The sequence below is a fragment of the Spiroplasma endosymbiont of Dilophus febrilis genome, from assembly GCF_964030685.1.
Lineage (GTDB): Bacteria > Bacillota_I > Bacilli_A > Mycoplasmatales > Nriv7 > Nriv7.
The window spans coordinates 637,835-664,116 of the sequence record NZ_OZ034912.1; the positions used below are offsets into that span (position 1 = coordinate 637,835).

The 26,282-nt window shown below is 26.3% G+C and carries 28 protein-coding genes and 6 tRNA genes; 4 read left to right on the forward strand and 30 right to left on the reverse strand.

The features are described from left to right. Nucleotides 1–493: 493 nt before the first annotated feature. The 22 genes from AAHF53_RS03435 to AAHF53_RS03540 all read right to left on the reverse strand — a co-directional run bounded on the left by AAHF53_RS03435 (nucleotide 494) and on the right by AAHF53_RS03540 (nucleotide 12,050). Nucleotides 494–2,371, reverse strand: a complete 1,878-nt coding sequence (locus tag AAHF53_RS03435) for a hypothetical protein (RefSeq protein WP_342189409.1) — start codon at nucleotides 2,369–2,371, stop codon at nucleotides 494–496. A gap of 265 nt (nucleotides 2,372–2,636) precedes the next feature. Further along, nucleotides 2,637–2,990, reverse strand: coding sequence for a hypothetical protein (locus AAHF53_RS03440; protein WP_338967669.1), 354 nt, complete (start codon nucleotides 2,988–2,990; stop codon nucleotides 2,637–2,639). Continuing rightward, entirely contained in the window at nucleotides 2,956–3,513 is a 558-nt protein-coding gene (locus tag AAHF53_RS03445; protein ID WP_338967670.1) for a hypothetical protein, read from the reverse strand. The genes AAHF53_RS03440 and AAHF53_RS03445 overlap by 35 nt, the downstream gene beginning before the upstream one ends. An 87-nt stretch (nucleotides 3,514–3,600) precedes the next feature. Then, nucleotides 3,601–3,849 carry a hypothetical protein gene (locus AAHF53_RS03450; RefSeq protein WP_338968622.1) on the reverse strand — a complete coding sequence of 83 codons (249 nt, stop codon included), beginning with the start codon at nucleotides 3,847–3,849 and terminating at the stop codon, nucleotides 3,601–3,603. A 2-nt stretch (nucleotides 3,850–3,851) separates the two neighbouring features. Then, on the reverse strand, nucleotides 3,852–4,136 hold the full coding sequence (locus AAHF53_RS03455; RefSeq protein WP_338967674.1) for a hypothetical protein: 285 nt from the start codon (nucleotides 4,134–4,136) through the stop codon (nucleotides 3,852–3,854). A 6-nt stretch (nucleotides 4,137–4,142) separates the two neighbouring features. Further along, on the reverse strand, nucleotides 4,143–5,126 hold the full coding sequence (locus AAHF53_RS03460; protein ID WP_338967675.1) for a hypothetical protein: 984 nt from the start codon (nucleotides 5,124–5,126) through the stop codon (nucleotides 4,143–4,145). Between the two features lie 24 nt (nucleotides 5,127–5,150). After that, complete coding sequence (locus AAHF53_RS03465) at nucleotides 5,151–5,393, reverse strand: hypothetical protein (RefSeq protein WP_338967677.1); 243 nt, start codon at nucleotides 5,391–5,393, stop codon at nucleotides 5,151–5,153. A gap of 164 nt (nucleotides 5,394–5,557) precedes the next feature. Continuing rightward, a complete protein-coding gene (locus tag AAHF53_RS03470; RefSeq protein ID WP_338967679.1) occupies nucleotides 5,558–5,788 on the reverse strand; it encodes a hypothetical protein in 231 nt (76 codons plus the stop codon). Between the two features lie 3 nt (nucleotides 5,789–5,791). Further along, entirely contained in the window at nucleotides 5,792–5,953 is a 162-nt protein-coding gene (locus AAHF53_RS03475) for a hypothetical protein (protein ID WP_339023857.1), read from the reverse strand. After that, nucleotides 5,953–6,174, reverse strand: coding sequence for a hypothetical protein (locus AAHF53_RS03480; RefSeq protein ID WP_342189410.1), 222 nt, complete (start codon nucleotides 6,172–6,174; stop codon nucleotides 5,953–5,955). The genes AAHF53_RS03475 and AAHF53_RS03480 overlap by 1 nt, the downstream gene beginning before the upstream one ends. Before the next feature lie 2 nt (nucleotides 6,175–6,176). Then, on the reverse strand, nucleotides 6,177–6,503 hold the full coding sequence (locus AAHF53_RS03485) for a hypothetical protein (RefSeq protein ID WP_338967683.1): 327 nt from the start codon (nucleotides 6,501–6,503) through the stop codon (nucleotides 6,177–6,179). 563 nt (nucleotides 6,504–7,066) lie between these two features. Further along, nucleotides 7,067–7,156, reverse strand: a tRNA-Leu gene (locus tag AAHF53_RS03490). Between the two features lie 5 nt (nucleotides 7,157–7,161). Then, nucleotides 7,162–7,237 (reverse strand) — tRNA-Lys (locus AAHF53_RS03495). Nucleotides 7,238–7,247: 10 nt separating this feature from the next. Further along, a tRNA-Gln gene (locus AAHF53_RS03500) sits at nucleotides 7,248–7,322 on the reverse strand. Between the two features lie 6 nt (nucleotides 7,323–7,328). After that, nucleotides 7,329–7,412 (reverse strand) — tRNA-Tyr (locus tag AAHF53_RS03505). Nucleotides 7,413–7,422: 10 nt separating this feature from the next. Continuing rightward, a tRNA-Thr gene (locus AAHF53_RS03510) sits at nucleotides 7,423–7,498 on the reverse strand. Between the two features lie 3 nt (nucleotides 7,499–7,501). Continuing rightward, nucleotides 7,502–7,577 (reverse strand) — tRNA-Val (locus tag AAHF53_RS03515). Between the two features lie 442 nt (nucleotides 7,578–8,019). Then, the gene (locus tag AAHF53_RS03520) at nucleotides 8,020–9,300 is read right to left on the reverse strand and encodes a glucose-6-phosphate isomerase (RefSeq protein ID WP_342189483.1); all 1,281 of its coding nucleotides are present in this window, start codon (nucleotides 9,298–9,300) and stop codon (nucleotides 8,020–8,022) included. A gap of 3 nt (nucleotides 9,301–9,303) precedes the next feature. Next, complete coding sequence (locus AAHF53_RS03525; protein ID WP_338968865.1) at nucleotides 9,304–9,708, reverse strand: S1 RNA-binding domain-containing protein; 405 nt, start codon at nucleotides 9,706–9,708, stop codon at nucleotides 9,304–9,306. 135 nt (nucleotides 9,709–9,843) lie between these two features. Further along, complete coding sequence (locus AAHF53_RS03530) at nucleotides 9,844–10,407, reverse strand: 5-formyltetrahydrofolate cyclo-ligase (RefSeq protein WP_338968866.1); 564 nt, start codon at nucleotides 10,405–10,407, stop codon at nucleotides 9,844–9,846. A gap of 22 nt (nucleotides 10,408–10,429) precedes the next feature. Then, complete coding sequence (locus AAHF53_RS03535; protein WP_338968971.1) at nucleotides 10,430–10,843, reverse strand: iron-sulfur cluster assembly scaffold protein; 414 nt, start codon at nucleotides 10,841–10,843, stop codon at nucleotides 10,430–10,432. Further along, complete coding sequence (locus AAHF53_RS03540; protein ID WP_342189484.1) at nucleotides 10,830–12,050, reverse strand: aminotransferase class V-fold PLP-dependent enzyme; 1,221 nt, start codon at nucleotides 12,048–12,050, stop codon at nucleotides 10,830–10,832. Before AAHF53_RS03540 ends, AAHF53_RS03535 begins: the two co-directional genes overlap by 14 nt. A gap of 585 nt (nucleotides 12,051–12,635) precedes the next feature. Between AAHF53_RS03540 and AAHF53_RS03545 the strand changes: the two genes are divergently transcribed. From AAHF53_RS03545 to AAHF53_RS03555, 3 genes are read left to right on the forward strand one after another with little or no spacing between them, the layout of a single operon-like run. After that, a complete protein-coding gene (locus AAHF53_RS03545; RefSeq protein ID WP_342189485.1) occupies nucleotides 12,636–14,633 on the forward strand; it encodes a hypothetical protein in 1,998 nt (665 codons plus the stop codon). Between the two features lies 1 nt (nucleotide 14,634). Next, complete coding sequence (locus tag AAHF53_RS03550) at nucleotides 14,635–16,122, forward strand: hypothetical protein (protein WP_342189486.1); 1,488 nt, start codon at nucleotides 14,635–14,637, stop codon at nucleotides 16,120–16,122. Nucleotides 16,123–16,179: 57 nt separating this feature from the next. Next, complete coding sequence (locus AAHF53_RS03555; RefSeq protein ID WP_338968874.1) at nucleotides 16,180–16,596, forward strand: HIT family protein; 417 nt, start codon at nucleotides 16,180–16,182, stop codon at nucleotides 16,594–16,596. 48 nt (nucleotides 16,597–16,644) lie between these two features. On the opposite strand, the gene AAHF53_RS03560 is transcribed toward AAHF53_RS03555, so the two are convergent. From AAHF53_RS03560 to AAHF53_RS03595, 8 genes are all read right to left on the reverse strand, one after another. Next, nucleotides 16,645–17,592 carry a 3'-5' exoribonuclease YhaM family protein gene (locus tag AAHF53_RS03560; RefSeq protein ID WP_342189487.1) on the reverse strand — a complete coding sequence of 316 codons (948 nt, stop codon included), beginning with the start codon at nucleotides 17,590–17,592 and terminating at the stop codon, nucleotides 16,645–16,647. Then, nucleotides 17,585–19,279, reverse strand: coding sequence for a phospho-sugar mutase (locus AAHF53_RS03565; protein ID WP_342189488.1), 1,695 nt, complete (start codon nucleotides 19,277–19,279; stop codon nucleotides 17,585–17,587). Before AAHF53_RS03565 ends, AAHF53_RS03560 begins: the two co-directional genes overlap by 8 nt. Nucleotides 19,280–19,442: 163 nt before the next feature. Then, on the reverse strand, nucleotides 19,443–19,607 hold the full coding sequence (locus AAHF53_RS03570) for a hypothetical protein (protein WP_338968912.1): 165 nt from the start codon (nucleotides 19,605–19,607) through the stop codon (nucleotides 19,443–19,445). Further along, nucleotides 19,601–20,545 (reverse strand): alkaline phosphatase, encoded by a 945-nt coding sequence (locus AAHF53_RS03575; RefSeq protein WP_342189489.1) that lies wholly within the window; start codon nucleotides 20,543–20,545, stop codon nucleotides 19,601–19,603. Before AAHF53_RS03575 ends, AAHF53_RS03570 begins: the two co-directional genes overlap by 7 nt. Further along, nucleotides 20,535–21,365 carry a hypothetical protein gene (locus tag AAHF53_RS03580; protein WP_338968910.1) on the reverse strand — a complete coding sequence of 277 codons (831 nt, stop codon included), beginning with the start codon at nucleotides 21,363–21,365 and terminating at the stop codon, nucleotides 20,535–20,537. The genes AAHF53_RS03575 and AAHF53_RS03580 overlap by 11 nt, the downstream gene beginning before the upstream one ends. Nucleotides 21,366–21,516: 151 nt before the next feature. Further along, nucleotides 21,517–22,455: a hypothetical protein gene (locus tag AAHF53_RS03585; RefSeq protein WP_338968908.1), complete on the reverse strand. Its 939-nt coding sequence runs from the start codon at nucleotides 22,453–22,455 to the stop codon at nucleotides 21,517–21,519. 100 nt (nucleotides 22,456–22,555) lie between these two features. Further along, nucleotides 22,556–25,294, reverse strand: coding sequence for a hypothetical protein (locus tag AAHF53_RS03590; protein ID WP_342189490.1), 2,739 nt, complete (start codon nucleotides 25,292–25,294; stop codon nucleotides 22,556–22,558). A gap of 55 nt (nucleotides 25,295–25,349) precedes the next feature. Beyond that, nucleotides 25,350–26,081, reverse strand: coding sequence for a hypothetical protein (locus AAHF53_RS03595; protein ID WP_342189491.1), 732 nt, complete (start codon nucleotides 26,079–26,081; stop codon nucleotides 25,350–25,352). A gap of 13 nt (nucleotides 26,082–26,094) precedes the next feature. Here AAHF53_RS03595 and AAHF53_RS03600 point away from each other — a divergent pair, with 13 nt between their 5' ends. After that, nucleotides 26,095–26,220, forward strand: a complete 126-nt coding sequence (locus AAHF53_RS03600) for a hypothetical protein (RefSeq protein ID WP_342189492.1) — start codon at nucleotides 26,095–26,097, stop codon at nucleotides 26,218–26,220. The last annotated feature ends 62 nt before the right edge of the window (nucleotides 26,221–26,282 follow it).

A 26,282-nucleotide genomic window follows, 5' to 3' on the forward strand; every position in this document is an offset into this window, starting at 1 on the left:
ACTCCTTCATTTTATTTTTTCAATAGACTTGGTACATAACTATAACATTTTATGTATATTAGACTATAAAATTCATTTTTATCTTTGTATTTATCTAACATTTGTGCTTCACCTAGGAAATAATATTATCAAAATAGTAGATAAAATTAAAGGCTATGTACCAAGTGGTCGCGTTTAGTTTTCTTAGGTATTTTTTAAAAAAGAAAAAATAGTCATTTACTATAAATTATTTCAATATGCAAATTAAGTATATATTTCTTATGTATGATTTTTGTTGTAAAAAATTATTTTAATGTTGTTTTTATAAGCATTTTACTTAGTTTTTATAACCTTTTATTAAGAATATGTTTGTTAATATTAAATATTTTGTTTTATTAATTATTTTTCAAGTAAAAAGGTAATAAATTTTTAGTTGCTTTTCTTTCAAAATTATTCAAATCTTTACCCACCTAACAAAACTTTATGCGCCCTACCAAGTCTAATATATATATAATTATACAAAAATTCTTAATATCATTAGAAAAATGGCAAAACCGATTAAAAATTGAAAGGTATAGTAAAAAGCTGGTACCGTTTTAAAAACTGGAAAAATGGCGGTTGAAAAGTTAACTGTTGCTTTTGCAATAATTGCTAACGGTCGCAAAATCGTGATGATTTGTGAAGCTGTGAGTATTCAGTTTATCATTTTGATACCAGCATTTTGAATGGCACAACCAATATCATTAAAGGTTGGTATTCATCGTCCAGAATATTTGCAATTTGCTGGTGGAATTAAATCGTCTCATTCACTGTTATTTGAGCCATCAGGGATAAAGGCTGTTGAATTTAATACATTAAAGTCATAAATTTTAAAATTGTAGTTAGAGATATTCCCTTTGTGATAAAGTGGAAAAGTTAAGGTAAAAATGTTAATACCATAGCGAATATCAATATCGGTATTTAGATAATTAATACTGTTAGCGGTTTTGTTGGTTGGCAAGGCAATGAGTTTATTATCATAAGATTTAAGGACATTAAAATCAATTTGATAAATGCTATTGGTGTTGTTAATAGCATTGTAATTATCTTGGTGCATTTTTTTGTCAAAAGTAAAGAAATAACTTCTTAGTAATAATTCTGAGTTTCCTATAATATTTACTAAGTATTTTTTGGGATAAAAGGTAATTAATGAACGATAAAAGAAACCGATTTGAATAAAGTAATCCTTCTTATAGTTTTCTACACCCTTAAAATCAATTTCGGTATGAGTTTTTTCGTCCATATCAAAAGTCGCATAAAATAAACTAGCAAAGAAATTGCCAAGAATTTCATAGATTTCGTTAAAAACATTTTTGTAATCGCTATTGTTAATACTAGGAATGTTGTTTTTAAAATATAGGTAAATATCATTTTTTAAATCGGGGTCATAGCGTAGAAAACTAAATCTAACATTGAGGTAATTTAAGGTACCAAAAAGATATTTAATTAGGTAATAATCGTTAGAATTCGTAGTGCCATATTTTCAGATTTCATTTTCACCGTGTAGCAATTGTAAATACTTATTTCCAGCAATTAGAGTTTTGTTAAATGCCTTAATTTTCAAAACATTCTCATTTACTACATTTTTATCACTAGAAGTTTTATGATAAAAATAGCTCTCGTTTTTAAAGCCATAATTTTTAATCGTAAATTCTTTGTAATAACCTTTTTCTAGGGTGTCAATGAAATTAAATACGGGCGTTCAATAGAGATACGAGTAATTAAATTTATCAAAATCACCACGGTGAATCATTAAGTAATCAAGATTATCAACAACATCGTTATAGTTATAGTTGCCATCAAATTTGGTGGTTTTTTCTGGTAAATCAATATCAGTCGAGGGTTTAATTTCTGATTGTGCGTTAAATTCTAATATTTTTCATTTGGCATATCTTTCATTTTTATCTCATTCTTGTACTTTCATTTTTATGTTTTTTAATTTTTTATTTTGATATGATAAAAAATCTTTATTTTCTCAATATCTTGGTTCACTGTTTTTTTCTCAATTTAAATCATATTCTAATGATTTTAATATTGGCAGTGTGATCTTGTCATTTTTGTCAACATAAAATTCTCAATCATTAAGTTTCATTCGTGGAGGCAAGTTTTTGGGAATAAATTCATTTTCTACATTAACTTTTATTTCTCATTTTTGATTTCACTTGCTGTTATCATCTTTTGATGATTTAAGTGTTAATTTTGATTTTTTTAAGTTTAATTCGTATGATTCATTATTTTGCCTTTTACTTCTAATTAGTGATTGTGCTGTTGATTTGTCATTATTAATGTTTTGTGGAATGGTAAAAATGTTATTGAAACTAATAATTAACACGGTAAATATTTTCATAAACATTTTTATCGCTCCTTTTTAAAATATTTTATTTTTCATTATTCTTTTAGCTTTAATCTTTTTTAATATAAAACGAATTAAGCAGTTTGCTATTTCTGTTATGGTTACTCATACTAATGAATAACCTATAATCATTAACTTACCAATTGCTCCAAAATTTTTAATAAATTGTTGCAAATTTTCAATATCTGTATGTAATAATAAAACTATATTTAAAGATATGAATATAATGTAATTAAGTATTATTCATCAATATTTTTTTAAAGAATTAATGAGTTTGTTTGATTTCATTTTTCAAGGCTCTTTTTGCTTTAATTTTCTGAACAATCAAGCGAATTAATTTTTCAAATTTAAGTGCAAAATATATTGCTCCGCCTCATCAAAAAACAAATATTCCTGCGAGCATAATACCACTATTGAACTTGCCAAAGAATTTAACCATTTCTTCACTCATAAAATTATTAAATTCGTCACTTGTTCCAGTTATTCATTTAGCATCGCTTACTGTTAATGCACAAATTAATAAGCTTATAAAGATAAAAATGATACTTAACACTATTTTTAACCACTGCTTTTTAAAAGAATTTTTAATTCTTAATTTTAATGGCATTTTTTCTTTCATTTTTAAACTCCTTTAATTTTCTACAAACAATTTGCTTAGGCAAAACATTATGACAAATATAAGCAGTTTCACTTGGTGGATTTTTGCAAACTATACCATTATAAGTAATAAATTTTATTCTTTTATCAAAAACTAATAACTCACACTGATCTATTTTTTCTCTAATTGGTTTTAATGCAATACTTACTAATGGTATTAACATCGCAAACGGTTTGCCCAAATTAAATAAATGTTCTATTACTTGCTTTCTTTTACTAAACGGAGGGTTAGAAATAATATAATCATATCTATCCACATCACTTTTAATGTAATTAAAGAAATCAATTCCATCATCAATATGACTATTCCAAACTTTATGCCCATTTCTTTCTAAAACACATACAAATTTACTATCAATTTTATCAAAAGGGCATAAAATAGTACTATTAGGTTTTAAAAATTCTAAAATTGGTTTAACAGCATATTCCTGTGTATATCATTCATCATTAACATTAATTTTATTTAATAAATTAGAATTTAACATAATTAACTATTAATTCCTTTCTTTGTCTTTCTAATTTGTCATTCTCTATTTTTTTAATTCTTGTTTTTTAGTTCATTTCTTCATTTTTTACCTACCTTTAATCACAATAAATAAAGCAACAAGTACACAAGTGACGCCAAGAATAGTAAAAATTGGGTGTTGCGAAAATGTTCGTGCCATTGGTTTAAACAGTTCTAAAATTGTTAAATTGCTGGTAATAAATTTTTGGAAATTAGCAAGACCTTCGCTAATATAGTTCGTTAAAGTTTCAAAATGACTACCAGCTAATAACCCAAGCACAGTTATTAAGATAAAAATAATAATTAGTTTAAACATTTTTAGTTACCTTGTTTTGTTTTTATTGGTTTTATTTGTTTTTTAGCTTTTCCTCACACACTTAAACGCCCCTTATTTTTAACAGCATATTGGCGTTGTTTTTCTAAATTAACTTGTTGACTACCAAATCCAAGAATAATTGCCATAAGAAATTCTACAGCCAGTGTTAAGAATAAAGGAAATATTAGTTGAATATTTGTTCCCGGCACTTCAAGACTTCAAATTAAATCAAAAACTTTATAAAGCATTTGGGCGAGAAAGTCGGCCATTTTTGCGAGATTTTCCATTTTTTATTATTCCTTTTCTTTCATTTTTCTTAAAAATTTGCTAAATTTATCCATTTTTAAGTATTCTAAGTCTTCTAAATCAATTGCTGTGTCATTATAGTATTTGTCTTCATAGTCAGGATTTACTTTTGAATTTAAGTAATCTCTTAAAAACGCTAGGTAAAAAGAATTGTAAGTGTTAAGTATTGGTAAAGGAATTTTTAATTTAAAAAAATAAATATCAAGTTCAGGAATATCACGATATTTAATACGGCGACCTTTTTTGCTATTTTTTGCATCAATTAAGGTGTTTCGTCAGCGTTCATATTCTTCAATGCTCGTAAAGGTACCATAGATGACTTTTAAGTAGGGGCGAAAAATATTAACTGGTTTTTTACGAATTCCCACAATCACATTATTGGCAATATCACGAACTTTAACTCAAATATGTTTATCTCTTTGACCGCTAGCAAGCACAATATGACCAAAATGGCGTGCCAGAGCGAAATATTCTTGAATACCGGTTTCTTCGTTTTTGGTATTATTTTTTTCTCAATCGGTTCCTTCTAAAAATAAATTGGTTTCATCTCATAGCAGTAATGTTTTGTCTGGCAATACCGGATAATCAAAGTCTAATAATCCCATATGTCCTAAACTTAATTTTTGGGTTTTTAGTAATGGAAATGTTGAGGCGATGTGATATTTTTTCTTTTTTAGTAATTTTGATGCGTACGCTAGAAAAGCGGTTTTTCCAGTTCCTAATGAACCAATCACAATATTTAATGGTGAGTTTTTTAAGAAATTAATAACTTTGTTAATTTGTGTTAAATTACTTATTTTAAAAAGAAAAATTAAAATACAACCTGCTAAAAATAAATAGCTTACAATGTTTTTAAAATAACCGTTGTAAATATATCAAATTGCTCCCCAATGTCATAAAATTAAAAATGAGGTGCGATTTAATTCAATAAAATGGTTATTTTTTTCTATTATTCATTTGCAAAATTTCATCTTGCACCTCACTTTATTTTTTTATTAGCGTACTGCTCCAAGTAGTTTTTCAAACATTTTAAAGCAAATAAAGAATATTGCCAAAATAAATGGAAAAATGAAGATTCAGTAGTCAGCAAAGAAGTTACCGACTTGTGGCATATTAACAGCAATAATTTCTCACATTTTAGTAAACGCTGTTATAATCGCATTTCACAATTTGGTCATCGCGTCACTAGCTGTTATTTTTGTTACTGCTGGTGTATCGGCCAAGAAAGTTCCAATCATATAATCACCCCCTTTCTTTTTAAAACATTCACATTTATATTTAAAGTTTTTCTTAAATTTGTTAAAACCGCGGTTAACCTTAACATGATTGTATTTTTTCCTAATTAATTTTGAATTTCTTTGTGAATGCATCACAATGTAACTCCGCGACATTACTTTTGTCTCTATCTAAATACTGATATGGTTTTCCAAAGTAGCATTAGAATAAATCACACCATAATCGCTGTTAATAATCAAAAAGCAATGTTTGCTATTAAAAGTCAAAGTGTTTCTTGGGTTAAATCAATTTCTTTACCACCACTAATATGAGCGGGAATAGTTGTAATTTGAATAAATAAATCTCAGAAAGTTTGTTTAATTTGTTCTCAATTAAATTCTTTTAAATTTACTGTCATTTTTTATCTCCCAAAAATCATTTTTATTGGTAAATACATAATTGAAATTAACGCGAAAAGAAAAGTAATGATAATAATTAATCCGGCAATAAAAGCAACTTGTGCAGGCATTTTTTCTATCGGAACAAACAGTTCTAAAAATTCCATAATAATTTTTCAAAACATTATTTTTTATTCTCATTATTTTCTTTTGAATTAGGAGCTTTAACTCATTCTTCAAAGCGGGCAATAAATACTTTTTCGTCTTTTGTAAAATTACCAGTATTATTTTTAATGGCATTTTTATATTTAATTCGCATTTTTATTTTGGCATAAATTTTATAAGCAAAATATGCCAATAGCATTATGCAAATGATAATAAATATTATTCCAATCGCAATATTCATTTTTAATCTCCTTTAAAATAGTTATAATTTATATCTTTTTTGTTGTTTTCTTTTTCGGCAATGAAGAAGCCTAATAATTCTTGTCCCTTAATTAATTTGGTTTCTTTTTCTTTTTGATTAATTGAGATTACTTGATATTTACTATCTTTTATTATTCCAATACAAATTGAATTTTCGTATTTTCCTTTATAAACAAATCGTTTTGGAAACCAAATGCCGATTTGTTCATTAAATCACGGTATTTTTGGTGCTTTAATAAGCATTGCGTTTTGCGTTTCTTTTAAGAGATATTTTTTAGTATTTAAGAAAATGTTTTCAATGTTTTTCATAATAAATTACCTTTCTTATAGATAAACTAAGTTATATTAACTAAGTTAACTAACTTAGTTTTTTAAACACTTATATATCGCAGATTTAAGTGTTTAACAAGCTTTGTTATTAAATTTTGTTTTTTTAATTAGATAAATATTTTAATAATTTTAAACTTAGCATACCCCTATTTAGAAATTTCTACACTTTAACATCCGCATCCTACCCTTGGAACTAATTTAATAGCGTGTATATTTTTAGGAAATCCACCCATTCATTTTTTTATTGCAAAACGAAACAAATTGCTATAGCTAATAGGGTGTTATCTATTAACTGGTAAACTTCTTTTAGTTATGGCGACCACCCACAATTTATCGTGCTTTAATACATACCAACATTATTAATTCACTTGTATTTAATTTTCAAAGAACAAATTTTTAACACCTTATAAAATAAAAAGACAATCATTACTGACTGCCTTAATACTTATTCAAATATTTTCCTACCTAAGAAAACTTTATGCGCCCAAATTACAAGAAAAACAAAATAAAAAAAGCAGAATATTCTGCTTTAATTTTCTTTATGGTACCTAAGGTCGGACTCGAACCGACACAAACTTTAACCGTTTACTGGAGCTTAAACCCAGCGTGTCTACCAGTTCCACCACTTAGGCACTAATGGTACCCCGTGCAAGGCTCGAACTTGCGACCCTCTGGTTAAAAGCCAGATGCTCTACCGACTGAGCTAACGGAGCATATTAAATTTGGCTGGGGAGGGTGGATTTGAACCACCGCATCAAGGAGTCAAAGTCCTTTGCCTTACCACTTGGCTACACCCCAACATTATGGTGGAGGGAGAGGGATTCGAACCCCCGAACCCTAAGGAGTTGGTTTACAGCCAACCGTGTTTAGCCACTTCACTATCCCTCCAAATAATTTATGGTGCTGGCTATAGGAATTGAACCTACGACCTACCGCTTACAAGGCGGTTGCTCTACCTGCTGAGCTAAGCCAGCAAATGGTGGGTTGTGACGGGATTGAACCGCCGACCGCTCGCTTGTAAGGCGAGTGCTCTCCCAGCTGAGCTAACAACCCATTTAATTTAGGACTTTATAATAATATAAAAAAACATTCTCATTGTCAATGGTCGCGTTTAGTTTTCTTAGGTATTTTTTAAAAAAGAAAAAATAGTCATTTACTATAAATTATTTCAATATGCAAATTAAGTATATATTTCTTATGTATGATTTTTGTTGTAAAAAATTATTTTAATGTTGTTTTTATAAGCATTTTACTTAGTTTTTATAACCTTTTATTAAGAATATGTTTGTTAATATTAAATATTTTGTTTTATTAATTATTTTTCAAGTAAAAAGGTAATAAATTTTTAGTTGCTTTTCTTTCAAAATTATTCAAATCTTTACCCACCTAACAAAACTTTATGCGCCCATTGTCAATTATTTTATCTTTAAAAATCCTAAATATAATAATAATTTTAAAGTATTAATTAGTTAATAATTAAATAATCCTTTAATTATTAACTCTTACCTAATAACTTAAACATTTTTTTCTTATATACTTCAACACCCGGTTGATTAAAAGGATTAACTTCTAGTAAATAAGCACTCATTGCACAAGCTTTAAAGAAAAAGTACACTAAGTAACCAAACATTATTTCATCCATTGTTTCTAACTCTAAAATAATATTAGGAACTTTCCCCTCATTACTATGCGCATCAATTGTTCCTTCTAAAGCTAAAGCATTAATTTGATGTAAAGAATAATTAGTTAAATAATTCAATTGATCTACATCATCACTATTAGTAGCAATTTTAACATCCAAAGAGGGCTTTTTAACTTGTAAAACTGTTTCAAATAAAACTTTACTTCCCTCTTGAATAAATTGTCCTAAGGAATGTAAATCAGTAGAAAAATTAACACTAGCAGGTAAAATTCCTTTACTATCTTTTCCTTCTGATTCACCAAATAACTGTTTTCATCATTCAGCCAAACTAGACATCTGACTTTCATAACTAACTAACATTTCTACAGGATATTGCTTTTCTTGATGTAATATTGTTCGCACAACAGCATATTTATATGCTTGATTTTCTAAAGTATCATTACTTAAATCTGTATATGCTTGATTAGCTCCCAGCATAACCTTATCAATATCAATTCCGGCCATTGCCATTACAAAAATACCAACAGGCGTTAATACTGAAAATCTACCACCAATATCATCAGGAATAACTAAAGTTTCATAACCTTCTTGATTTGCTAAGTTTTTTAAAATCCCATTTTTAGCATCAGTCGTAGCAATAATCCTTGTTTTAGCAATTGCTTTACCTTTTTGTTTCTCTAATAAATCTCTAAAAAGACGAAAAGCAATCGCTGGTTCGGTTGTACTTCCGGATTTAGAAATAACATTAATAGCAAATTCTTTATCCTTAACATATTCTAAAACTTGATTAGTATATGTTGATGATAATGTATTACCAACAAATATTATTTCTAATGAATCTTGGGAATATAATCCTTTAATCATATCAATAGCTGCTTTAGCGCCTAAATAAGAACCACCAATACCAATAACAATTAAAACTTGAATTTCAGGAATTAATCGTTTAGCAATGACTTTCATCGCCTCTCATTCAGTTTTATTATAATTTTTTGGCAAATCAACTCAACCTAAAAAATTACTGCCAAGACCTTTCCTTTCAGTAATCATTGTTTTATGAATTGAATGAATTTTATCTTGATATTTATTAAGTTCTTGATCTGTTAAGTGTGTATAACTAATATTTGTTTTAATCATCTATTATTCGTCACTTTCACTGATTTGTTCACTATTATCAATTCATTGCGATAAGTTATTAGATAAATCTTCAAATCCTGCTCCTGATTCTTTAATATGTACGGACCCACGATTTTGTTCTTCTTTATGAAGTGCTTTATGACTTAAACTTAGTTGCTTTTTATCAACATCAAAATTTAACACTTCTAAGCGATAAACTTTTTCAACTTCTGCAAATTCATTAATATCTTTAACATATCCATCAGAAAACTGACTAATATGACACATCCCAGTTACTCGCTCTGGCTTTGACTGTGAAGAAGTACTGTCTTCATTAACGTTATCAACGATGTTTTCAATAACATAAAATACACCTCATGGTAAAACAGCAGTACACTTTGCTTCAACAATGTCACCTTTTTTATACATAAAATCTCTCCTTTGATTTCAGTAAATATTTTCATATATTCACATGATACCTAATTATAACATTGAGAAAAATAAATATTCATTTTTATTTGCAAAAAATTTACTTTTTATAAAAAATATAAATATCTTTAAAAATTAAAATTTTTCAATTCCAATTTCCGTTATTACTTGATGCATTAAAATATCATTTTTATCAACTGTTATTTCTTCTATAGTTTTTTGTCAACTATAACCAATTCCAATAATTGGATTTTTAAAATCTACTAAAGTTCGGTCATAATATCCTTTCCCATAACCAACCCTAGCGCCGCTACTATCATACGCTAAAAACGGTAAGAAACAAATATTAATTTCCGAAGTCATTAACATTTTACATTGCAAATTAGGTTGTAAAATATTGTAATTATTATCAATTACTAAATCATCAAAACTAGTAATTTGATAAAATAATAAAGAATTATCATCTTGCATTCTTGGTAACCCAACAATCTTGTCATTATTAAAACAAAAACTAATTAAAAGATTAACATTAACTTCTCCCCTAATAGGTGAAAATAAACCAATTATTTTTGCTTTTTGAAAATCGTCATTATTAGTAATAAAATTAATAATTTTTTGATCATATTGTTCTTTATCATCTTTTACCATTGCTAATCTTACTTTTAAAGCTGATTTTCGTAATAAATGTTTATCAAACATCTAAGCACCTCCTTATAATTTATTATAACATCATTAAAAATCCACTACTTGCTAATAATGAGCACTGCTTACGATTTGGTTGCTTTTTAGTATGAGCAAATACAATTAAGTCTTCTAAAATATCACTATCATAATCTTTAATATTAATCATTAATGAATAATTATTTAAAATTGCTATTGCTTGATATTTTGATTTATTAGTAATAGTTTGACAAATCAAGTCAGCACTAGAAGTTGCAATTGCACAAGCATAACCCATAAACCGAGCTGAGACAATAACATCATTGATAACTACTAACTGTAAATTTAACTGATCAGCACAACTTAAATTAGGTTGCAATCGCTCAATTGCTTGGTTATGTTTAATAAAACCTTGATACTGAGGATTTTGATAATGATTAATAATTATCTTTCTTCATTCATTATAAGAAATCATCAATAAAATTACCTCCTGTTTTTAATGCGATAATTAATTTATCAACATCTTCTTTAGTATTATAAATATAAAAACTAGCTCGTAATGAACTTTTAACACCAAGTACTTGATCAATTAAACTAGCACAATGACTACCACTGCGAAGACAAATATTGTGGTTATTAGCTAAATTAACTGATACATCGTGGGCAACAACATTATTAACATTAAAAACTAAAATGCCACTTTTAGCATTAGGATTATAAATTGTTACATTTAAATTTTCCCTTCGTATTTCATTAACAGCATAATCTTTTAAACTAGTAATATGATTATGAATTGTTTCTAAACCAATATTTTGTAAATACTTAATCGCTTCTTGTAAACCAAAAATACCAGCAATATTTTGCGTTCCTGATTCAAAACTCATATATCCTTGTAGTAAAGAATATGTTCCATTCTCATTAATAATACCATTATTACCGCCGCCTAATAACATTGGTGCTAATTTAGATAACATCATATTTTTTCCTCATAAAATACCAATACCCGTTGGTCCTAACATCTTATGACCAGAAAATACTAAAAAATCAATATCTCAATCTTGAACATCAGTTTTAATATGACCAACTGATTGAGCACCATCAATAATAACAATAATGTTAGGATTATATTGTTTAATTGCTTGACAAATCGCTTTAGTATCATTAACAATTCCTAAAACATTACTTATATTTGCAAAACTAACAATTTTAGTTTTCGGTGTTAATAATTTTTTAATATTAGTAATAGTAATCGTTAAATCTTCCAAACCAATATATTTAATCTTTGCTTGTTTAGTTTTTGCTAAACGATACCAAGGTAATAAATTAGAACTATGTTCAGCCATTGTTAATAAAATCTCATCATCCTTAGAAATCAATGTTTCTAACCCTAAAGCCAATTGATTTAATCCAAAAGTAGTTGAAGGAATAAAGATAATCTCACTATCCTTACCATTAATAAATTCAGCAACTAGTTTACGAATTTTTTGAATATTCTCATTACAATCATAGGCTAGTAAAAAATCAGTATTATGAGGATTAGTAGAATATTTTAAATAATAATTAATAATATTGTCAATAACACATTGTGGTTTTAAACTAGTAGCACTATTATCTAAATAAACAATATTTTTATTTTTCTGAAAAAAGGGAAAATCTTTCTTAATATTTTTTATATCTGTCATTAATTAATTTCTTCCTTTCTATCTTTAACTATTTTAATAATTCATTTAATTATTGTCTATCTACAAATATTAGATATAAGAATTTTTAATAACTTTAAGAAATTATTATTTAATTAACTACTAGTATATTTTACCTAATTTAGGCGATAATTGCTATCCTTAACATAAAGTGCTCGTAGGGCGCATAAAGTTTTGTTAGGTGGGTAAAGATTTGAATAATTTTGAAAGAAAAGCAACTAAAAATTTATTACCTTTTTACTTGAAAAATAATTAATAAAACAAAATATTTAATATTAACAAACATATTCTTAATAAAAGGTTATAAAAACTAAGTAAAATGCTTATAAAAACAACATTAAAATAATTTTTTACAACAAAAATCATACATAAGAAATATATACTTAATTTGCATATTGAAATAATTTATAGTAAATGACTATTTTTTCTTTTTTAAAAAATACCTAAGAAAACTAAACGCGACCGTGCCCGTATTTTAGAAATTACATTTTTACTATATAGTGTATAATATGTATTGTAAAATTAAATATTTTATGAAAACTAATATTTAAGGAGTGATTGAGATTAATGAAGAAAAAGATAGTTTTACCATTTGCTTTGGTGTTATCAATAAGTCCAATAATGACATCAGCAGCTTGCTCCAATAAATGAGAATTTATTGGTGATGATGGTTCGCAAGTACTTCTTGACCTTCCAACATTAAAATTTAAAGAATTAGATGATTTTTCAGGAAAATTAGATCGAATTACAATTGATCAACTTTTCAATAATTTCATTAACAATAATGAAATTAAAAAAGAACAATTTGTTGAGTTTACTAAACGCTTACAACTATCTGTTCTTAAAAGCAAAAAAAATGATCCGATATTTAAAAAAAGTTACGATAATATGATGACTAATTTAAATACTTATATTGAAGGAACTTTACATAAACAATGAGGAAATAATAAAACCAAAGAAGAAGCTAAAGAATATAAAAAATGAGGCGGTGCAGAAGGATTTAAAGATCATTTATTATTAGATAATTCTACTCCCAATAATGTTTATGAAACTTTTCGAAAAAAATTTATTAATGACTTTCAAATTGATTATGATCGCTATAGTATGGAGCAAATTAAAAGAATTGCCAATGATTTAATAAAGAAAATCAACAGCGATGGTGATAATTTTAACATTGATTTATGATATGGTAGTAAAACCGAAACCGAAACTCGGAACCGAGCATTAAGAAAAGCATATGAACTTAATGATAATAATGAATTAAAAGAAAAAATTAAAAGTCTTTTCAATACTTTTGCTATCAAGCCAGAAAATCTTGTTAAATTTGATGAGAGCAATAAGGTAATGATGAACCCTGATGCTCAACAATCAAATAAATTAAGTAAAGAGCAAAAATTTATTGCCGAACAATGATACTTTAATTTAAAACCGTTATTAGTTTCTCAAATTAATTTTAAATATGATGGTAAAGACAAAAATGGTTTAGAAGATGGCATTGAAGCAAAAGATTTTGATGAAAATAAGAATTTAAAAAACATTAATGATTTTTTAAGTGATGCTAAAAGTAAATCTTTTGAACAATTGGCTGGTTTGTATAGCGATGATAACAAAACAACCTTTGGTCAATTGCCTAATTTATTAACTTTAGATAGTTCTAATGATAAATTTAGTCCAATATTTAAAGCAGCAACTTATGATTTAGCATACGATGGTACTGATGGCGGGAGTATCCCAACTGATTTTAATGCCCTTTTAAAGGATTTAAATGACGAACGAAAAGATAGCAACAAAAATATTATTTTTAAAAAAATTAAAATTGGTACTGATAAAGTTGTTTTTATTGCTGATACGAATGAAGTGCGTTTTATTAAAATTAATGGTTATGACAAGTTACGAAAAGGTTATGATGCTGATGGTGATATTGGCGAAAATCAAGAAAGTGACGGCAAATATCCGGCAATAACTTCAGATGAAAATATGCGTCTTGCTAAAACTCCCTATTTACAATATTTATTTGATGAATTTAAAAAACGCGTTGATGATAATCCTCAAAGTGAAAGTTCTGGTTTTAATCCTTTGAATGAAATTAAAACTTATACTGATTTTTCCCAAAATAATATTGACAATAATGAAAACTGATGATTTTGATTTTGAGATATGATGGCGTGATTAGAACGAGATGATGATAAACCAAATAATGAATGATATAAAGAATATATTGAATTTGACCAAGATAAATGAAGTGCTATTTTAGGTAAAATATTTAAAACTTCTCGTTCATCACTTTTAGGAACTAAAATTAATATTTTAAGTAAAAATCTAAATGATGAAAATGATGCCATTAATAAGATTCCTAATAAAAATCAAACTATTGGAGCGTTAATTGATGTTAATACAGTTATTAATGATAACTTTATGAATAATAAAGATAACTTATGAACTATTAAAGCGATTACTCCCCCAACTCCTATTAAACCTAAAAACAATCATTCTTCAAAAGGGAACCTTTATTCATCAACAGAAATTAGTAACTACTGATTAGCATTAGAAAAGGAGAAACATTAAGATGCAAATACTAAAGAAATTAGTCAGTTTCACGAGTACAATTTTAATATCTTCATCTCCTATTGTAACTGTTATTGCTTGTAGTAAATCTAAAGACCGCATTGATAGTAATATATCTGAAAAAACTCAAGAAGAACAATTTATTAAATTATTAGAAATAACCGATAAAAATAATATTACTGGAAAAGCATTATTTGATAAATTTAAAGGTAAGATTAGTGAATATGGTTTTAATGCTATTAAAGAGATTATTGCTCGTAATGAATTTGTTACGATATATGCGAAAATGCGAGGCAAAAAAATTGAAAACTTATCTGAGACAGAAATTACCAATTATTTGCAACAATTTGATAACCTTTGAAACCAAATAGCAGGTGATAAATTATATCAAGAATACTTAAAAGCAAGATTAAATAATAGTTTCTTAGAAGCAACAGTTACTAAACAAGGATGCGACATTAAGCAATCAGCGGAATGGCATATTTTAGGAACTTGAGATGAAGAAAAAGATGAGGCCTATACTGATACAATTCAACCAAGCATTAATGATTTAATGACAGCCGAAATCACAAGCACCAACAATGAAACCATAAATTATAAAGTTAAAGTTCGTGAACGATTTGCTGATTACTATAATGCACAAATTAAACCTACTATTCTTGATAATTTAATGACAATGACTTGATTACAAGATCGGATTTTTGAATTAAAAAAAGATGGTAATTATTCATTGCCAATAAGTTGAACTGTTCCTAAAAATGTACAAACATTTGATTCAGGTAATGTTTGAGATAGTAAAATAAAAATGGTTTGAGAAGTAAAAGTTAAAAAGGAAAATGAAGCAAATTTACCTAACGATGATGTTGTGTTAATTCCTGATAATGATACTTTCAAAAATAAATTTAAACCTGATAATAATGAAATCAAAACAATTTTTGATCCAATATTTAATATGGCCGGTTTTCGTGGTTTTGTTGCTTATAGTAATGATAATAATCCTTATGGTGATAACACAATGGAAGATTTTTATAAAGAACAAGTGAAAGAGAGACAAATTGTTGGCTTTGCTAGCAGTAAAGCTCCTAACGATTCTGAAATAAATAAATTTTATACTGAAGACCGTCGTTATGTATCTAAAATTTATGTTCTCCCAATTTTTGTCACTGATTTGTTTAAAGGTTATAAAATTGATGATGATAAAGAAATTCAAATTGATAATGGGATAGAATTTGAGTGAAAAAATAATACTAATAAAACGGGAACTAAAAAAAATAGCGCCCGCAATAATACGGGAATGCAAAATCTTCCTAATAATCAAAAAACATCATTAATTAATGAATTATTATTTACAATTTCCAAAGATGATAATTTAAAAAAGAATGCTAGTCAATATTTATATACAAAATACATTGTAACTAAGAAAAATATTTACGATAAAAAGATATGAGAAGATTTATCTACTTATTTCCAAGATGAAGAAGATGATTAATTTACAAAAAAAGAGAACAGTTAACTGTTCTCTTTTTTAAACAAGGAGGATTATTAAATGAATGAACAATCTTGTTTATTTTGCAAAATAATTTTGCACGAAATTCCTAGTCATATAATTTATGAAGATGAACATACAATTGCCTTTTTAGACATTATGCCTCTTGACAAAGGACACACCCTAGTTATCCCTAAAATTCATAGTACAAATTTTATTAATACTAATGATGACATCATTTCTTTTGTTAATATTACTGCTAAAAAAGTCGCTCAGCAAATTGAAATGCAACTTAATACTTCAGCATTTAATTTTATTTCTAATAATGGTATTCTTGCTGGACAAACTATTGAACATTATCATTTACATATTATCCCTAAATATTCTTCCCACAGTGGTTTACAATTACCAAAAAGTCAAATCGTTGTTGACAGTAAAAAACTAACAGCATTAGAAAAAAAACTTAAATTTAATTAAAAAAGAATTCCTAGATTTGTTAGGAATTCTTTTTTAATAATTAATTATTTAATTTTCACTGTTAAAATAATTGTGACGATAAAAACTACGATTTTCTAGTCCGCCAATGCGTTGTGAAAAAGCTTCATTTTCAATTTGTTCTAAACCACTATCAATCGTATAAATTCTCGCATCTAAATTATCAATATGATGCAAAATTTCTGCTTCCATAATTTGTGGTAAAACTGGCGAACCATATTCATTTTTACCATGACTTGCTAAAATCATATGTTGTAATAAAACTACTTGTTGCATATCTAATTGTAATTTCTCGCCAATGGTAGCAATTTCACCAGCCATAATTGAAATATGTCCTATTAATTTACCTTGCACACTATATTCAACTGTTAAATCACCTTGTAATTCTTTAGTTTTTCCCATATCATGTAAAATAATTCCCGCATATAATAAACTTTTATTAATTTTACGATCATTATAAATTTCACAAATCGCTTTTGCTGTTTGTAACATAGTTAGTGTATGTCACATTAATCCCGAATGAATATTATGATGATGTCTAACCGCTGCTGGAGAAATTTTAAAACGATCTTGTTGCGTCTTTAAAATTTCTTCAACAATTTGTTTTCAAACATTATTTTTAATCTCCCCAATAAACTCATTAATTTGTTCTCACATTAAACTTTCACTAACTGGAGCACTTTTAACAAACAAATTAAGATCTGCTTCTTGTAAAGGAATAATTTCATAATTATTAATTTTAACTTGTAAACTTCTTTGATATTCTGAAACTAAACCATTAATTTCAACAATTACTCCTGCTTGTAATCTAATTGCATCTTCGCGTTGTGAATTTCATAAGCGGGCTTCAATAAGTCCTGTTTTATCTTTTAAAGTTACTGTTAAATATGTTGCTCCATTACTTGCTGTTCCTTGATTAACTTTTTCAACTAAGAATTTATCAAGAACATTACTATTTGCTTTTAAATCTTTAATCATCTAATTTCCCTTTCTTTAAATGTAAATAATTTTTTTCTAAATCGGAAAACATTAATTCCATTTTTATTTTTGCTGCTTTCACTGATTTATCAACACAAACAAAATAAAATTTAATTTTTGGTTCGGTACCACTAGCTCTTATTGCCAACCACGAACCATCATTAAAATAAAATTTTAATAAATCTTGGGAAGGCATATTATATAAACCTTGCAAATAATCTTCTTTTTTTGCTAATTTAATATTATTTAAACTAACAATTGAATCTTTTCTTAACTTTGCTAAAATCGTCTTAATCGCTTTTTGCCCACTAGTACCTTTTAAAACAACATTAACCGTATTAAAGTAAAAATATCCATATTTTTGATAAATATCTTCTAAAACATCTACCAATGACTTATTTTGTTGGCGATAATAATTGCAAGCCTCAGCAACAACCATTGCTGCGGCAATACCATCTTTATCACGAGTTAAATCTTTAACAACATAACCATATGCTTCTTCAAAACCAAAAACAAAATTTATATTCCGTGTCTTTTCTTTTGCCATTTCATTACCAATTCATTTAAAACCAGTTAATGTTTTAATAACTTCACAACCATAAGATTTTGCTACCAAATCACTTAAATGACCAGTAACAAAAGTATTATACATTACTGGATTAGATGGCATAATTTTTTGCTGTTGATAATGACTTAATAAGTATTCTAACAAAATTGGTGCTGTTTCATTACCATTTAATAAAATATACTCATTATGATGTAAAACTGCAATGCCAATTCTGTCACTATCAGGGTCATTAATAATAATTAAGTCAGCATTATTTTTCTTAGCATATTTAATAGCTAATGTAAAAGATTCAGCAACTTCGGGATTAGGTGATGGTGTATTACTAAAATTAGGATCAAAATCTCATTGTTCTTTAACAGGAATAACTTGATAATTACTACTTTGTAAAACATTCATTACTCAATCACGACTAGTACCGTGCTGATTAGAAAAAACTATCTTAATATCCTTTTGTTCATTAGGATAAAATTGTAATGCTTTAACATCTTTAATATATTCTTCTTCAACAATAATCGGAACAGTTTTTATTAATTGTTTTTGAATTGGTTTTAGTAACTTAAAGACATCCTCAATAGCAATATTTTCCATATTATTACCAACTTCATCAGTAACAACTGGTAAAAATTGACAACCATTTTCATCATAAATTTTAAAACCATTATATTCAGGCGGATTATGGCTAGCAGTAATTACAGCACCAGCTAAAGCATTTAATTTTCTCACACTATATGATAATAATGGTGTTGGTCGTAAATCATTATTAGTAAATAAGTATACAGGAATACTATAACTAGTAAAAATATTAGCTACTTCTTGACTAAATTCTAATGAATAATGACGATTATCATGAGCAATAACAATTCCTTTTTGTAATTCATCCATTTCATAATGTTTTTGTAAATATTGGATAAAAGCAATTGTTGCCTTCCTAATATTATAAATATTCATTCTGGCAATTCCAGGTCCCATAATCCCACGAATTCCTGCTGTACCAAAACTTAATGAATTACTAAAAGCATCAATAATTTCTTTTTCATTCATTGCAATTAACTGCTCTCTTAATTGTGGTTCTAAATCATTATTATTTAATCATTTTTGGTATTCTTTTTGATACGCCATATTTTCCTCCTATTAATTGTTAATCCTTATTAATTTTACTATAAATTTAAAGTAATATCTTATTTTTAATTTATAAATTAATTAAAAGCAAATAAAATAGTACTCTTAATAAAGAGTACTATTACCAAAATTTTCTATCAGTTTTTAATCAGTTACTTTCTAATTATTGATTTTGTAAAATTATTTTAATTGTTAACGATTTATTAATTTTCTTTTGATATTCTTTAGCAATTTGCAATGCTTTGGGCAAAGAAAAAACCTTATATAATCATTTATCATTATGCATAATTCGAAATAAATTTAAGTCTTTTTGTTCAATAATTAACATTCCGATATCACATCCTCATAATATTCTTGATAATTAATAAATGGTGAATAAATAACCTTTCCTTGTCAATAATCAGGACTATCCAACTCCATTAATCAAGCCAATGTGGCTGTAATATCATATTGAATAGTTTGCTCTAAAAACTGCCCTGTATTTTTAACACCAGCACCATAAAAGAAAACTGGTACTTTAATCTCATAATCATTAAAATTACCGTGGCAATCATCACCTTGACCTTTGCCACCATGATCAGCAATAAAAACAAATAATGTATTATCTTTCATTTCGGGAATATGACTAATCGTTTCTAAAACTTGTTTTACCCACAAATCAACTTGCAACGCCATTGTTTTAATTTCTGTTGTTTGATGACCAATCTTATGTCCAACAGTATCTGGTTCATTAACATAAACAAAAGATAATTCCGGTTTTTTAGCAATTAAATATTGACAATAATCATCAATAATCATCTGATTAGGTTTAATGTTATCATTACTACTAATTCAAATAGTTTTCTTAGTTGGTTTTCAAGAATCAACATCTTTAACCATCACATTACTTCAATAATCTAATGAATTAACATCTAAAATATATTGGAATTGCGATCACCGAAAAAATGCTGCTGTTTTCAAATTAGTTTGCTTTTTAAACAATGTAAAAATACTAGGGACATTTTTATTATTCACATAATCATAAACACTTTTTGCGTCACCCGTTTCGGAATCTCATTGCGTACGCCCATGAAAATTAGGTGCGGTCCCACATAATAACGATGTTCAGTTAACACTAGACATAATCGGAACAACACTCCGACTATTTAACGAATATGCGCCTTTTTCCATTAACATTTTAAAAGTACTTCCAGCATTATCTTCTAGTAAATATGATCCATAAGCATCCGACCCAAAAATAACAATATACTTAATATTATTCAACATATTTTATTCCTACCTTATGCAAAACCTCATAAATATTAGTCGTTGAAGCTTGAACTAAATCAACACCAAGTAAATAAGCAATTATTGATGCAATATCAACATTACTAGTTGGTCTAACAATTTTATGAGTTTTCCCTTGTAAATGACTATCAATTATATTTAAAGGAATAACTAATTCACGCGAATCTAATCCGCCTTGATTCTCAACTCCTTGATGATATCCACCAGATGTTGAAGTAATAATAACTGTTGATTGGGGATTTTTCAAAATCATTTCATTAATAGCAATAACTTTTTCTTGCAATAATGCAGCATACTCATTAGTATTGAAACCTTGTTTAATACCAATATCATACATTTCGTCATCATAAATAGTTAATAACTGATATTCATTAATATTAACATCAACATAATTAATGGTATCCTTAACAATAAACTCATCTAACAAAAATTTTTCCAACATATTTTCAATCATATGAAAATTAGTAATTATACTTAATTTATAATCAGGCTTTTGCTTTTTAATACTATAAAAAATTGTTGGATACATATTATCCTTAGTATTCAAAACCGCCGTAACCAAACGATTGTTTTCTCAATTAGTAACCCCATGAAACTCCAATGGCGCACCTGTTAAAATTGAAGCCATATTATATGGTGGTAAAGTTGGTAAAATGGCACGATGCTGTTGAAAATAAATCATATTTTCTTTTGGTAATGTTTGCTTTAAACTATTAATTTTAGTTGTTAGCCCTGCAAGAACTATTAAAATAATATTTGTTCGTGGTTTAACAATCTTCTTAGTTTTTTGATAAAGCATTAAAAGTCTCCTTCCTTCTATCTAGTTGCTATTATAACGCAAAAAAAATGAAAGAAAATTCAAAATTAATAATAATATCCCACACCCAAATAAAAACTGCTTCTTAATAAAAATAAGAAGCAGTTTTTAGAATTATTAAATAATAAATTACTTAAAACCGTTGGTGTTGTCTTTTAGTATCAATATTTGATAAATCAATAACTAGCGGTTGATCATCTTTTTGAAGTAATGCTTGAAATACTTGATAAACAATAGTATACATAAAAATTAAATTTATCGTTGCTCCAATATTACTAAAAAATCCACGATTTTCACGACTAAACATTTGACTTAAATAACCAATAGTATTAATTACAAGAACAATAAGCATTTTAACTAATATAAAAATAATACTAAAACCAATCATTAACTTAGCAAACTGATCATTAAATGACTTTACTGGCACATTTTGTAAAGAATTACTATCTGGTAAATTAACATTTTTTAATTTACTAATTGACAATAAGCCCATCACCCCAAATAATAAGAATACCCCAGCAATACTTAAAGTAATAATAAAGGGTTGTTTTATATTAACAATTTCACTATTAAGATTTTTTGTCAATAGTAAAACAGCAGTAAAAATTATTAACATCGCACCTGATAAAGCAAAAACACTTGATTCATGTAGTGCCATTTTTCTTTTCGCTTTAATACCCGTCTCAATTCTTTTTTGATCTAATGAAAGCAACATAAATCCAGTAAAAAATGTCATATTAAAGAAACTATAAACTAAAATTAATCAACGATGTTTAATAAATTGCTCATCATTAAGTGATATTGCTCATTTAATAATTAAAGCACTATAAATTAATTGCATTGCTCCAATATAAATAATTAATGCCATAACTGGAAAATAACCCTTATTTATAATATCAGTAATTACCGTACGAAAATCATTATCATAGGCTGTTAACTCCGTAATCTCATTTCTTAATGCTGCAATTGTATAAAAAGTAATCATTGTTAACACAAAGAACGCGCCAATAAACACAAAAACATTAGCAAAAATTATAAAAAAACGGCGAAATGCAAAATTAGAATTTCTCATTATAAAGAACCTCCTTCATTTAATTATATCCTATCTTGTTTAAAAAAGAAAAACAAAATATCTAAACTAATTCTTGACATTTTTTAAAGCATCTAGTCAACTAGCAAGCAATATTATAAAATAATACCGTTCCTTGAAGATAAATAACAAAGTGAAAGATTTTTGCAGCATTAGAAAAATTAACTACCACTTCAATATTAGAATCAATTTTTTTTAAATCATTATTAATTTTTTCTGTTAAATCATCAAGATTTTTAAGATTAAAAAATATTTGGTTATCTTCAAAATATTCATCAATTAATCTTCGCTTATTTTCAATATTATATTTAATATTTTTTAATCTTAACTTAAATATTTTTGTCGGATTGTTAACTAGTATAACTTCTAACTCATCTCTTAAATATTTAAAACGCCGATTACCATCATCACTGTTAATATTAATAACCTTTAAGTTAGCAATCTTTTGTTCTAATTGATAATTAATTTTTGCCAAAATATCATTAATATTACTAGTCGGGGAAACATCTAAATCATATTCTTGATTAAAAAAATCTTCAACTTCATCAATATCATTAGTACCAACATTAACTTTATTAATTGTAACTTTAAAAATAAATTTATTAATACCAAAATTAAGACTAAACTCTAAATCATTATTAGTAAAAGCTTTAAGTTTTGTTGTTGCTTCACCAGCATTAGTTAATTTTAATGTCATTTGCGAATGAGTTTTACTTTGCAGATTACTTTGAATCTTATTCACAGCAATTGCTTTAGTATCATCACTAGTAAATAATAAAGCATCCGATTGAGAAATATTATTCACAAATTCTTCAATCTTCTCATAATTAATAATATTTTTTAATTTCACTAAATATCCATAATTTAATATCTTAATTGATGATAAAGACTCATTATATTTAACTAACTTATCAGTAACAGTAAATATATCTTGTTGTTCATTTAATAACCGATTTTCTGGTTGTAATTTCGCAATTTCTTCATTACTAATAGGATTTACAATATGATATTCCTCATTTGCTAAAAGTTTGATTTGATTAATATAATTAACATCAGTTTGTAATTTATTACCCAAAATACTAATAACATCCGCTAATGAATTTTTTGTTGTTAAATTTAAATCTAAAGCATTCGTAAAAAAATTATTCATTAATTCCGCAAAATTTGCTTCATTAATCAAATTCGTGAAATTAATTATTTTTTCCTTTACAGCATTACCAAAATTAACTTTTAATTCCATTGGCGAAAAATCAGAAATTATTTTTGCATTTGGTTTATAATGAACGACAATGCTTAAATCCTTACTCAGATTAGTTTGTAATTCAATATTTACTTTATTAATAAAATCAGTAATCAAACTACCAGCATATAGTGGCATTTTACTTATTTTTTCTAACTCTGTATCAACTTTTTCTCATATTTTATTAATTTGCTTATTAGGAATCAAAATCGTTAATGTTTTTATTAATAATTTCTCATTAAGTTTAACAACAAAATTAATATTATGACGCCCAGAAGCAACGAATTGTTGCAATTTAATATTATTATCTTCATATGATACTGCTAGTTGCGAATAAATACTTTTCATATCAGAAGTAACTATTTCTAAAAGATGTTGATAAGTATCAATATCATCTCAATTATGATAATGGGAGCGTTCAAAATAGCGGTTAATATTGCCTTCTACCTTTCAAACTTCTTTAACATTTAAACGAATTGTTTTTAAACGCATCTCATTTCCTAAAATCATTTGAAATTCTATTTGGGCATTATCTTTTAAAAGGTTAGTTTTTGTTGTCGCAAAATTTGCATCTTTTAATTCAAATTCAGAATGAATTTTTTTTGCTTCAAGATTAACCGCCCTAATAAAATCAGCAATTGTATTATTTTCATTTAATTGAAGCAATTTATTATTATTCAATATTGAGTTAAACATATTTCATAATCGTGGCTCATCTTTAACATTATTTAAAGCAATATTTTCCGTTCATGTTTTTTGTCCTAATGAAAAATTCACATTAAAACGATTAATACCAATTAATAAATTCTTATTACCTAACATCATATCAGAAATTCAGATTTTTATTCCATAATAATGCTCTTTCATTTTAGTTTCTAAAATAGCAACAACATCATTTCTTTTTTGAGAAATTGTAAATTCTAAATTAGAAAAAATATTAATTCACGCAAAAACTTTTTTTATCGTATCATTAACGGTTTGAATATTAATTAATTTTAATTTCTTAGAAAAAGATTTTTTTTGATAAGTAATTAAAATTCAAAATGAATCACGAAAAGTATTTAATTTCAACTGATAACTACTATACAATAAGTCAACAATAATAGAACTATCAATTAGCATTATTTTCTTTTTTAACACTTCTAAAACATCAATCCCTTTATTTAATTCAGTTAAATTAAAATCATGTTCACTATTAAAAAAAATCATAATTTGTTCTCTTATAACTTCTAATTGCGTTGCAAAAAAATTATAAACTAAAATAAAATTTCTAGTAACATTCTGAAATTGAATTTTCATTACTAATTGACACTTATTTGTTGAGTCACATATATTAGGAATTTTTCTTGGATGATTATTTTTAATAACTTCAATATTTGTAGCAATATTTTTTAATTTTTGAGCAATATTATTTTCAATTTCTGTTTCTAACTGCTCACCAATAAGATATAAATTATGAATTTTATTAAAAAAATTTTCAATCTGTCCTCAAACATTTTCATCATTATATTTCAAAATATGTGTAGCATTTGACTGATAATTAACTTGGTAAATACTAATATTACTATGAAACATACTCATAATAATAATTAAAACAAACCATAATTTTATTGATTTTTGCATTAATAATAACCTCCTAATTGTATAAACTAAATTCTAATTTTAAAGGTTCCATAAATAGAAAATGATTTAAATAAACTAATAATTTATTGTTTGTAAGATTATATGATTGAATTCAAAAGGAATCCGAACTAAAATAATGAATCTCATTATCAATTTTGATTGTTCCACTATCCAAATAATGTCATAAAATTCTTTTTAATAATTCACTACCTTGTTCTTGCGATATATTACTAATAGTATCAATATATTCCAATCTCAACACTAACGATTTAAATGCATTAGCAATAGCACTTTTAAATTTAGTAATCATATTTAAACTTGGTGGTAAAAATTTATAATTTTTTAAAGGAATATTCACTTGAAAATTACTATTAATATCAATTAATTTACCGATCCGATAGCGATCAAAAAGACCTCATCTTAAATAAGATAAATTATGATTAAATTCCTTAATTGTTAAACTTTGAAAATACTTATTTAATAACTCACTATTAACAACCGAACTAAAATATAACTGTTTTTTAAAAGGCATTGATTGTTGTTTCAATTTTACATATTGTACTCATTCATTAACAGTTTGCTTTAAAAAATTTAGTGGTGCTTCAGGACTGTTAATTGTTGTTTCAAAAAAAGTTTGTTCACTACTTGACCTACTAGGTAGGATTGTCGTTAATTCAGTAAAAATATCATAATCCATACTACTAACAGAACTAATATCGTCAATTGAATTAAAATCATTATACATATTTAAACTATTGATGCTGGCAAAAGAAGAAAATTGTCTTAATCCATTAGCAATACCACTTAAACTTAATGCTTTAATTTTTTCTTTAATTAATAATAAACTCCCCCGGTCGCGTTTAGTTTTCTTAGGTATTTTTTAAAAAAGAAAAAATAGTCATTTACTATAAATTATTTCAATATGCAAATTAAGTATATATTTCTT